Origin of the sequence: Methylobacterium sp. WL116 (assembly GCF_008039455.1) — a bacterium.
Lineage (GTDB): Bacteria > Pseudomonadota > Alphaproteobacteria > Rhizobiales > Beijerinckiaceae > Methylobacterium.
Window position 1 is genome coordinate 1 of sequence record NZ_VRUV01000142.1, and the last position, 9,367, is coordinate 9,367.

At 69.1% G+C, this 9,367-nt stretch carries 11 protein-coding genes, 1 tRNA gene and 2 pseudogenes; 6 read left to right on the forward strand and 8 right to left on the reverse strand.

Translation table 11 applies throughout. The features are described 5' to 3' along the window. The 3 genes and pseudogenes from FV223_RS12585 to galE all read right to left on the reverse strand — a co-directional run. Window positions 1-88 (reverse strand): annotated as a pseudogene (locus FV223_RS12585) (IS5/IS1182 family transposase); the annotation flags it as partial. Between the two features lie 66 nt (window positions 89-154). Further along, the gene (locus FV223_RS12590) at window positions 155-1,090 is read right to left on the reverse strand and encodes a metallophosphoesterase (protein ID WP_147727370.1); all 936 of its coding nucleotides are present in this window, start codon (window positions 1,088-1,090) and stop codon (window positions 155-157) included. 57 nt (window positions 1,091-1,147) lie between these two features. After that, complete coding sequence (galE, locus tag FV223_RS12595) at window positions 1,148-2,140, reverse strand: UDP-glucose 4-epimerase GalE (protein ID WP_147727371.1); 993 nt, start codon at window positions 2,138-2,140, stop codon at window positions 1,148-1,150. Between the two features lie 161 nt (window positions 2,141-2,301). Between galE and FV223_RS12600 the strand changes: the two genes are divergently transcribed. Next, on the forward strand, window positions 2,302-3,168 hold the full coding sequence (locus tag FV223_RS12600) for a UTP--glucose-1-phosphate uridylyltransferase (RefSeq protein WP_147727372.1): 867 nt from the start codon (window positions 2,302-2,304) through the stop codon (window positions 3,166-3,168). A 491-nt stretch (window positions 3,169-3,659) separates the two neighbouring features. Here the strand turns inward: FV223_RS12600 and FV223_RS12605 are convergent, their stop codons facing one another. Next, the gene (locus FV223_RS12605; RefSeq protein ID WP_147727373.1) at window positions 3,660-4,562 is read right to left on the reverse strand and encodes an N-formylglutamate amidohydrolase; all 903 of its coding nucleotides are present in this window, start codon (window positions 4,560-4,562) and stop codon (window positions 3,660-3,662) included. Between the two features lie 213 nt (window positions 4,563-4,775). Between FV223_RS12605 and FV223_RS12610 the strand changes: the two genes are divergently transcribed. The 4 genes from FV223_RS12610 to FV223_RS12625 all read left to right on the forward strand — a co-directional run bounded on the left by FV223_RS12610 (window position 4,776) and on the right by FV223_RS12625 (window position 6,807). Continuing rightward, window positions 4,776-5,132 (forward strand): response regulator, encoded by a 357-nt coding sequence (locus FV223_RS12610; RefSeq protein ID WP_147727374.1) that lies wholly within the window; start codon window positions 4,776-4,778, stop codon window positions 5,130-5,132. An 86-nt stretch (window positions 5,133-5,218) separates the two neighbouring features. After that, window positions 5,219-5,488: a glutaredoxin 3 gene (gene grxC, locus FV223_RS12615; RefSeq protein ID WP_147727375.1), complete on the forward strand. Its 270-nt coding sequence runs from the start codon at window positions 5,219-5,221 to the stop codon at window positions 5,486-5,488. After that, entirely contained in the window at window positions 5,481-6,338 is an 858-nt protein-coding gene (locus FV223_RS12620; RefSeq protein ID WP_147727376.1) for a carbon-nitrogen hydrolase family protein, read from the forward strand. Before grxC ends, FV223_RS12620 begins: the two co-directional genes overlap by 8 nt. 4 nt (window positions 6,339-6,342) lie before the next feature. Continuing rightward, entirely contained in the window at window positions 6,343-6,807 is a 465-nt protein-coding gene (locus tag FV223_RS12625) for a DUF1178 family protein (RefSeq protein WP_147727377.1), read from the forward strand. 53 nt (window positions 6,808-6,860) lie between these two features. Here FV223_RS12625 and FV223_RS12630 read toward each other — a convergent pair whose 3' ends face one another. Together FV223_RS12630 and FV223_RS12635 are read right to left on the reverse strand one after the other, a co-directional pair. Next, a complete protein-coding gene (locus FV223_RS12630; RefSeq protein ID WP_147727378.1) occupies window positions 6,861-7,349 on the reverse strand; it encodes a disulfide bond formation protein B in 489 nt (162 codons plus the stop codon). Next, complete coding sequence (locus FV223_RS12635) at window positions 7,350-7,931, reverse strand: YqaA family protein (protein ID WP_147727379.1); 582 nt, start codon at window positions 7,929-7,931, stop codon at window positions 7,350-7,352. A gap of 156 nt (window positions 7,932-8,087) precedes the next feature. Between FV223_RS12635 and FV223_RS12640 the strand changes: the two genes are divergently transcribed. Then, window positions 8,088-8,172 (forward strand) — tRNA-Leu (locus FV223_RS12640). 6 nt (window positions 8,173-8,178) lie between these two features. On the opposite strand, the gene FV223_RS12645 is transcribed toward FV223_RS12640, so the two are convergent. Beyond that, a complete protein-coding gene (locus FV223_RS12645) occupies window positions 8,179-8,871 on the reverse strand; it encodes a type 1 glutamine amidotransferase (RefSeq protein WP_147727380.1) in 693 nt (230 codons plus the stop codon). Window positions 8,872-8,935: 64 nt separating this feature from the next. Further along, window positions 8,936-9,367, reverse strand: a pseudogene (locus FV223_RS30370) (ceramide glucosyltransferase); the annotation flags it as partial.

Below are 9,367 nucleotides of genomic sequence, written 5' to 3' on the forward strand. Positions count from 1 at the left end.
GCGGCCGACTACCCTTCGGCTTCTCCGGCTCCGATGGAACAAGCGGCTCGATCACCGCCCAGAGGTCGGCAGGTGCAAAAGCGTCCATGCCCGCCTAACCCGCTCAACACGGTTTTGTCCCGCGCTCTTAATCGATGTCAACGCGTGCTCTGTCCTATGCGGCTTCGATGTCCGGCGAAGACCCGAGATCGACCACAACAATCTCAGGCGGTGCGCCCAAGCGCAAAGGGCGATCCGCAACGAAGTGTGAACCGAGACCCGCGGACACGATCAGATCGCGTCTATCCTCGACGATGTGCCCGTAGGCATAGCGGCGGCCATAGCGTGATGGGATCCAAGGCGACCAACCCATGATGCGGATCTGGCCACCATGGGTATGACCGGCCAGCGTCAGCACAATCCGTGGATCAAGGCCAGCGCCAAAAATGTCCGGCTCGTGGACCAGCAGGATGACGGGGGCATCTGCCGGCACCTCTTGGAACGCGCGCTCGAGGATGCCGAGCCGGTACTGATCGAATGCCTTATGCGAGCGCACTGGTCCTGGTGTGGCTTCGCTCTCAAGCCCGGCCAGCCACAGGGGGACGGGTAAGTCGAGGCGAATGGCAGCGTTCTCGACGAACGTGAGGCCTGCCGCGCGCAAGGCGTGTTCGGCCCGTGTTGGCCCATGGCCATTCTTGCGGGCTTGACGATCGTCACCCCAGTCGTGATTGCCCTGGATCGCGTACACGCCTTTTTGCGCTTTGAGCCCGCTCAGAAGGGTGGCCACCGTTTCGATCGGGACAGCGTCTTGGCTCTGCGAGCCGTAATCTCCCAAAAGGACGGTGAGGTCGGGAGCGAGTGCGTTGGCGCATGCAACCACATCCGCGATCGCTTTCTCGCCCATGCAGCGGGGATGGGCGTGGAAGTCGGCGAGCACAACAACCCGCAGCTGCAGGTCGGCAGGCCAATGCTGAGGGCACAAGCGGTAGTGTTTGACCTGGACCCGATGCGGTTCCACGGCGGTTGCGTAGCCCGCGCTGGCGACGCTGCTGACGCCGGCAAGGGCTACGGCCAAAGCCGGATGAGCCAAAAGGGTGCGGCGCGAGAACATCAGCGTCCGTACCACGCAAACCTTGCGTCAGAGTGTCGATGACGCCCCTGAGCTGGATCAACGCTGGTTGCGCTTGGGCAGGGCGTCTTCCCAGTCGAGCGCTTGGCGCACGATCGCGTCGAGGTCATCGTGCTTCGGGCGCCAGCCAAGCTGCTCGCGGATCCGCGACGCCTCGGCGACGATCCGCGCCGGATCGCCGGGGCGGCGGGGCGAGAGGCGCACCGGGAAGTCGCGACCGGAGACGCGCTTCACCGTGTCGATCACCTCGAGCACCGAATAGCCGGTGCCGTAGCCGCAATTCAGCGTCAGGCTCTCGCCGCCGGCGCGCAGGTGGTCGAGGGCGACCCGGTGCGCCTCGGCGAGATCGGAGACCTGGATGTAGTCGCGCAGGCACGATCCGTCCGGCGTCGGGTAGTCGGTGCCGAACACCTCGAGATGCGGGCGCTGGCCGAGGGCCGCCTGCGTCGCGACCTTGATCAGGTGGGTGGCGTTCGGCGTGGACTGCCCGGTGCGCCCGCGCGGGTCGGCACCGGCGACGTTGAAGTAGCGCAGGATGACGTAGCTGAAGCCGTGCGCGGCCGCCGCGTCGCGGATCATCCACTCGCTCATCAGCTTCGAGCGGCCGTAGGGGTTGATCGGGTTGGTCGCGAGGTCCTCCGGCACCGGCACGGTCTCCGGCTCGCCGTAGACCGCGGCGGTCGAGGAGAAGATGATGTGCTTCACGCCGGTGCGCACCGCGGTCTCGATCAGCGCGCGCGTCTTCACCGTGTTGGCGAGGTAGTAGTGCAGCGGGTCGGCGACCGAGTCCGGCACGACGATGCGGGCGGCGAAATGGGCGATCGCGTCGACGCGGTTCTGCAGAATCGTCTCGGTGACGAGGCCGGGGTCGCCGACGTCGCCGCGCACGAGCTTCACCTCCGGCGGCAGGGCCCAGTCGAACCCGGTGGAGAGGTCGTCGAGGACGACCGTCTCCTCCCGCCCGGCATCCTGCAGGGCGAGAACCATGTGACTGCCGATATAACCGGCACCACCCGTGACCAGAACCGCCATCGTTGCCCCTGAAAGAAACCGCGCCAACCAGCAAGCGGAAGCTTGCTTTTAACCGATAATGCTCAATCGTGCCGCGCAACGGCGCGAAGCCGTCCGCTTGCCGTGCTAGTGTTGCCCGGAACGCCCGGCCCGTCCAACTCCCACGTTTGGGTTTTTGCTCGATGAAACCGATCCGAAAGGCCGTCCTCCCCGTCGCGGGCCTCGGCACCCGCTTCCTGCCGGCCACCAAGGCCGTCCCGAAAGAGATGCTGACGGTGGTCGACCGGCCGGTCGTCCAGCACGTGGTCGACGAGGCGCGGGAAGCCGGCATCGAGCACTTCATCTTCGTCACCGGCCGCGGCAAGGCGGTGATCGAGGACCATTTCGACATCGCGTTCGAGCTCGACCGGATGCTGCAGGAGCGCGGCAAGTCCGCGGCCTACGAGGAGCTGAAGCGCGACCTGCCGGCCGCCGGCCAGACCAGCTTCACCCGTCAGCAGGCGCCGCTCGGCCTCGGCCACGCGGTGTGGTGCGCCCGCGAGATCGTCGGCGACGAGCCCTTCGCCGTGCTGCTGCCGGACATGCTCAGCCGCGGCTGCATGGGCCAGATGCTCGCTGCCTACGAGCGCCACGGCGGCAACGTCGTCGCCGTCGAGGAGGTCGCGCCGGAGGAGACGCATCAGTACGGCATCGTCAGCGTCGGCGAGACCTTCGGCCAGACCTTTGAGGTCACCGGCATGGTCGAGAAGCCGAAGCAGGGCACCGCGCCTTCGAACTTCATCATCTCGGGCCGCTACATCCTCCAGCCGGAGATCTTCGGCATCCTCGAGCATGGCGAGAAGGGCGCGGGCGGCGAGATCCAGCTCACCGACGCGATGATCAAGCTGATGGCCGAGCAGGACTTCTTCGGCATGCACTACGAAGGCCGCACCTACGACACCGGCTCCAAGCTCGGCTTCCTCACCGCCAACATCGCCTACGCGCTCGACCGGAAGGACCTGGCTGGCCCACTCAAGGCCGAGATCGCGAAGCTTCTGGCGGACGGTTAGGCGGCTGCGGACGTGCAGCCGGAGCGGGCGGGGTATGCGCAACCGGTAGGGGTATTCCGCTTGCGTTTTGTGCGCCGCAATTTACTTTGTGCATTGCGGGATCGCGATGGCGTCGCGGTCCGGCAGCCCTTCTTGGGCGTTTCCTCCCTAGACTTCGGGCCGCTCCTTCGGGGGTGGCCTTTTTTCTTGGTCGCAGGACTGCCCGACGTGTCTGGTCGGGCCCGGGGTCATCGGTTTCACGCAACCACGGTTCTGCACGCTCCCCGGCATCCCGGGGCGCCGAAGGCGAACCCGGGACCCGGAACCGCAGGCCGTTCTCGATCCTGCCGTCGTCGGCTCTGGATTCCGGGTTCCGCTGCGCGGCCCCGGGATGACGGGGACGGGGTGATCGGCCATGCCCGCTCGCGGGCGAGGATTGCCGGAGAACGACCGGCAACCTCGGAAGGACCTGCGGCGCCCTGCGCCCGATCCAACGAGCGGCCGTTATCGACCTATTCGGCGGCGATGCCGATCGGCGTCTCCGAGCCGAGGTCGTCGGCGACCTCGACGATCGCCTCGCCGAGCGCCTTGGCCAAGTCGAAGAAGCCGGGCGTGATCGCGAGGCTCGCCTCGTTCATGTAGAGGGCGCGGTTGATCTCGATCTGCAGCGCGTGCCGGCCGATGTTCGGCTCGCCGTAATGCTCGGTGATGAAGCCCCCGGCATAGGGCTTGTTGCGTACCACCTTGTAGCCGCGGGCGCGGAAGGCCGCCTCGAAGGCGTCGATCAGCGCCGGGTCGCAGGCGGTGCCGAAGCGGTCGCCGAGCACGAAGTCCGCCCGCGCATCTTGATCGCGTCCGAGGCTCGACGACGGCATCGAGTGGCAGTCGATCAGCATGCAGCGCCCGAATTCCCGCACCGTGCGCAGGATCAAGCCGCGCAAAGCCCGATGATACGGCTTGTACAGCCCGTCGATGCGCGCCACCGCCTCGTCCACCGGCATGCGCGCGGCATAGATCTCCTGCCCGTCCGAGACGACGCGCGGCACCGTGCCGAGGCCGCCGGCGACGCGCATCGAGCGCGTGTTGGCGAAGGGCGGCAGGCGGCCCTCGAACATCCGCGGGTCGAGCTCGTAGGGCTCGCGGTTCACGTCGAGATAGGCGCGCGGGAAATTGCAGCGCAGCAGCGGCGCGCCGAGCTCGACCACCTGGGCGAACAGCCGGTCGACATGCGCGTCCTCCGACCGGCGCAGCGACAGCGCGTCGAGCCGCGAGGCCTTCAGGAAGCTGTCCGGGTAGACCGACCCGGAATGGCCGGTGTTGAACACGAACGGCAGCGTGTGCCGCGTCGGCTCGTCCACGGCGAAGGCGGGCGAGAAGCCGAAGGCGTCTGTCTGATGCGGAAAGGGGAGCGTCATCGGCGGGGAGGCGCACCGTCGGGAATGGGAACGGCCAACGTCAAGGCCGCACTGTGGGGCGGCGGCGGCGGCCTGTCCACCGTGCCGGCGGGCTCCGGCATGGCCGCGCGGTGCGGCCTGTCACCTCGCAGGGGCGGCAAATCCTAACGTCTTGTTTACCGTTGGCTCCCTTTATGAAAAGAACGTTGCGATTCGAGGGTCCGGAACCGTCCGATGAAAATTCTCTTGGCGGAAGACGACAACGACATGCGCCGGTTCCTGGCCAAGGCGTTGCAGAATGCCGGCTTCGACGTGCTGTCGTTCGACAACGGCCTGTCGGCCTACAATCGCCTGCGCGAAGAGCCGTTCGAGCTGCTGCTGACCGACATCGTGATGCCGGAGATGGACGGGATCGAGCTCGCCCGCCGGGCGACCGAGCTCGACCCGGACATCAAGGTGATGTTCATCACGGGCTTCGCCGCCGTGGCGCTCAACCCGGATTCGAAGGCTCCCAAGGACGCGAAGGTCCTGTCGAAGCCGTTCCACCTGCGCGATCTGGTCAACGAGGTCGAGAAGCTGCTCGCCGCTTGAGGCGGCCGGCGTGACGTTCCGGCCATAGGCGATCGGGACCGCCGACCCCTATATGGTCGTGTCATCCGCGGGACGCGAACACGCCCATGAATCCGGTTACGATCTACACGACGGCGTGGTGCCCCTACTGCTCGGCGGCCAAGAGCCTGCTCAAGGAGAAGGGCGTCGCATTCCGTGAAATCGACGTCGAGAAGACGCCCCCCGAGCGCGCCACCATGATGGCGCGCGCGGGCGGACGCACCAGCGTGCCGCAGATCTTCATCGGCGAGACCCATGTCGGCGGCTGCGACGACCTCTACGCCCTCGACAAGGCCGGCAAGCTCGATGCGCTGCTGAAGGCCTCGGCGAATGCCTGAGACCCGCTTCGTCGCCGCCTGCGTGCAGATGCGCTCGGGTCGCGACCCGGGCGCGAACCGCGACGCGGCGGTGGCCGGCGTGCGGGATGCGGCATCGCGCGGCGCGCAGTTCGTCCAGACCCCGGAGATGACCTCGCTGGTCGAGCGCGACCGTGCACGGCTCTTCGCGGTGGTGCGCGGCCAGGACGAGGACGAGACGCTGGCCGCGCTCCGCGACGCGGCACGCGAGACCGGGACGGTGGTGCAGATCGGCTCCCTCGCGATCCGCGCCGGCGAGAAGATCGCCAACCGCGCCTTCCTGATCGGTGCGGACGGCGCGATCGTCGCGGCCTACGACAAGCTGCACCTGTTCGACGTCGACCTGCCGAGCGGCGAGCGCTGGCGGGAATCCTCGACCTATACCGGCGGCGCCTGCGCCGTCGTCGCGCCGACGCCGTGGGCCGAGATCGGGCTCGGCATCTGCTACGACATCCGCTTCCCCGCCCTCTACCGGGCGCTCGCAGAGGCCGGCGCCTCGGTGCTGACGGCGCCGGCGTGCTTCACCCGGCAGACCGGCGAGGCGCATTGGCACGTGCTGCACCGGGCGCGCGCGATCGAGACCGGGTCGTTCATGATCTCGGCCGCCCAGGGCGGGACGCACGAGGACGGTCGCGAGACCTACGGGCACTCGCTCATCGTCGATCCGTGGGGCCGGGTGCTGGCCGATGCCGGCGGCGCCGAACCCGGCGTGATCCTGGCCGAGATCGACCTTTCCGCGGTCGCGGATGCGCGCGCGCGAATCCCTTCGCTGCAACATGGGCGCCCGTTCACGGTCGAGCGGGTCGGCTCCCTAGGAACCGCCCCGTCGTGACGGCATGATCCGGTACAGTCTCGTCTGCGAGGCCGGGCACGGCTTCGAGAGCTGGTTTCCCTCGTCCGAGTCCTTCGACGCTCAGGCGGCGCGCGGCCTCGTGACCTGCCCGGTCTGCGACACGTCGCGGGTGGTGAAGGGCCTGATGGCGCCGAGCCTCGCCCGCACCGACCGCGGGCGCCCGGTGGGCGACGCGGATCTGCCCGTGCCCGTCGCGCCAGCCCCGGTGCCGATGATCGCCGAGCCGGAGCGGCGCATCCGCGAGATGCTGCGGAGCCTGCGCGAGCACGTCGTCGCATCGGCCGAGCATGTCGGGACGCGGTTCCCGGAGGAAGCGCGCAAGATCCATTACGGCGAGACGCGGGAGCGCGCGATCTACGGGCAGGCCAGCCCGGACGAGGCCCGCGCCCTGATCGACGAGGGCATCGACGTCGCACCCCTGCCGCCGATGCCCGACGATCGCAACTGATCGATCGCGCGGTCGAAGCGGCCGGGCGTTCGGAAGCGATCGCGTCGGATCGCTCAGGGCTTCGCTGCGGCCGTGCCGGCGATGCCGGCGAGCACGAAGGCGATGACCGCGTTCCAACCGGCGAGCGAGACGCCGAGCACCCGCATCGCCGCGGTCGAGCAGTCGACGACCTTCGTCGTCTGCAACGCGTTCAGAAAATCGCCGACGGCCGCCGGGTTCGCGCCCGTGCCGCCGCCGCAATCGGTCGGGCCCGGCCAGAAACCCCACTCCGCGCCGGCGTGGTAGGCGCCGAGCCCGGCGCCGTAGAGCAGGCCGGCCGCGGCCAGCCCGAGGGCGAGGCGCGAGAGCCGCTCGGACAGGAACAGCGCGAGGACGGCGAGCGGTACCGCCGCGTAGTAGGGCAGGCGCTCGGTCAGGCAAAGCTTGCACGGTGCGTAGCCGTAGCCGAACTGCAGCACCAGGGCGGCGCCGACCGTGAGGATCGAGCCGATCAGGACGGCGAGCGCGGCGCGGCGCAGGCGCAGCAGGGCGGCGTAGCTCATCTAGAGGATCACCTTGAACAGGACGAAGCCGAGGACGATCACCGCGACCGAGATCGCGACGACCGCGTTGAGATGGCGGTCGAGCACGCCGCGGATCTGGACGCCGTAGCGCCCAAGCAGCCCGGCGAGGATGAAGAAACGCGCGCCGCGGGTGACGATCGACAGCAGCGTGAACCAGAACAGGCTGTAATGGGCGAAGCCCGAGGTGATGGTCACGAGCTTGTAGGGGATCGGCGTCAGCCCCTTGAGCAGGATCACCCAGTGCCCGTACTCGGCATAGGATTGCTGGAAGGTCGCCGCCTTGTCCTGCAGGCCGTAGAGCCGGATCAGCCAGGTTCCGAGCGAATCGAACAGCAGCGCGCCGATGGCGTAGCCGACGAGGCCGCCGAGCACCGAGCCGACCGTGGCGATCAGCGCGTAGAACCACACCCGGTCGGGCCGGCTCACCGCCATCGGCACCAGCATCGCATCGGGCGGGACCGGGAAGAAGGAGCTCTCGGCGAACGCCACGGCGCCCAGGACGTAGGGCGCGGAGGGCTTGCCCGAAAGTGCGAGTATCCACTCGTAGAGGCGGCGGATCATCGGGCCTGTCTGTGCATCGGGTTCCTCGGGGCAGGGCGCCCTTTGAGCACAGCCGGCCCGACCGCACCAGCGTGCCGGCGATCCGCCGCACGCCGTGCGCGACCCCGGGAAAGGGCTTGGCCCGGCCACGGGACCTGTGCGAAAAGGCTCCCCGTCGCGGGTATGGTGGAACTGGTAGACGCGGGCGACTCAAAATCGCCAGCCGCAAGGCGTGGGGGTTCGATTCCCTCTACCCGCACCAACCTTCTCATTCCTGCTCCAGGAATCGTCGGATCCAGCCCGCCACCCGGTGCCGGTCGTCCGGTGCGTCGAGCGAGGCGAGCGCCGCTTGCGCCCGCTCCGGATCGTCCTGCGCATCGGCATGGCCGGCGATCAGGGCGCGGGTGTAGTCGGGCTCGAATTCCGGGTGGAACTGCACCGACAGCGCGGCGCGGTCCCAATATTCCAGCATCGCGTAGGGCGTGAAGGCGCTCGCCGCGAGCACGCGGGTCGCGGGCGGGGCCACGACGACCTGATCCTGATGGAACGCCGCCACCGCGATCCGCGTCGCGTCGTCCATGAACGGCGCCCGCTCCGTCACCGCGTAGCCGTGCAGGCCGAGGGCGCGCCCCTTCTCCGAGCGGATCGCGCGGCCGCCATAGGCCTCCGCCATCACCTGATGCCCGAAGCAGATGCCGACGAGGCGCTTCTCCGGCGGGAGCGCGCGCAGGGCCGCGATCAGCGGCGCGATCCACGGCAGCGGATCGTAGACGCCGGCCGCCGAGCCGGTGACGGCGTAGCCGTCGAACGCCTGCCAATCGGTGGGCATCCGTCCTGCGCGGACATCGAAGATCGTGCTGTCGTGCGCCGGCCCGATCATCCGGGCCGTCATCGCGCCGTAGGAGGGAAAGCGGTCGAGCCGCGCCGGAGGCGATCCGGCTTCGAGGATGGCGATGCGCACGTGACCGACCGCTGCTGATGATCCGCGACCGGCATCGCGCCGTTCGCGCCGCGATGCAACCGGCTCAGGCGGGGCGCGCCGTCCGCCCGACCCGTCGCGGCCGGACGACGGGCTTGAGGCGGATGTCCATGGCGTTGCCGCGCCAGACGATCGCGCGATGGGTCCAGGCCGCGCACCAGACCAGCGGGATCAGCGCGTCGCGCAGAACGAAGGCGAGGAGCAGGCGGGGGGCGTGGAACCAGCCGGCGCGCGTCGCCAGCCGGAGCTCGGCGGCGTAGCCCAGAGCTGCGAGAGCGGCGAGGCCGGCCGCCGCCGTCCAGGTTCCGGCCAGGAGCCCTGCGAGCAGGAACGGCAGCAGCGTGCCGCTGGCGATCTCGGGCGCGAAGAACAGCGGGAACGTCACCCGGCGCAGGCGCGCCCAGCGGATCTGGCGGGACCAGACCTCGGACGCCCTGCGGCGCCCCAGCGGCTGCTCGAACGGCGCTGCGACGAGGTG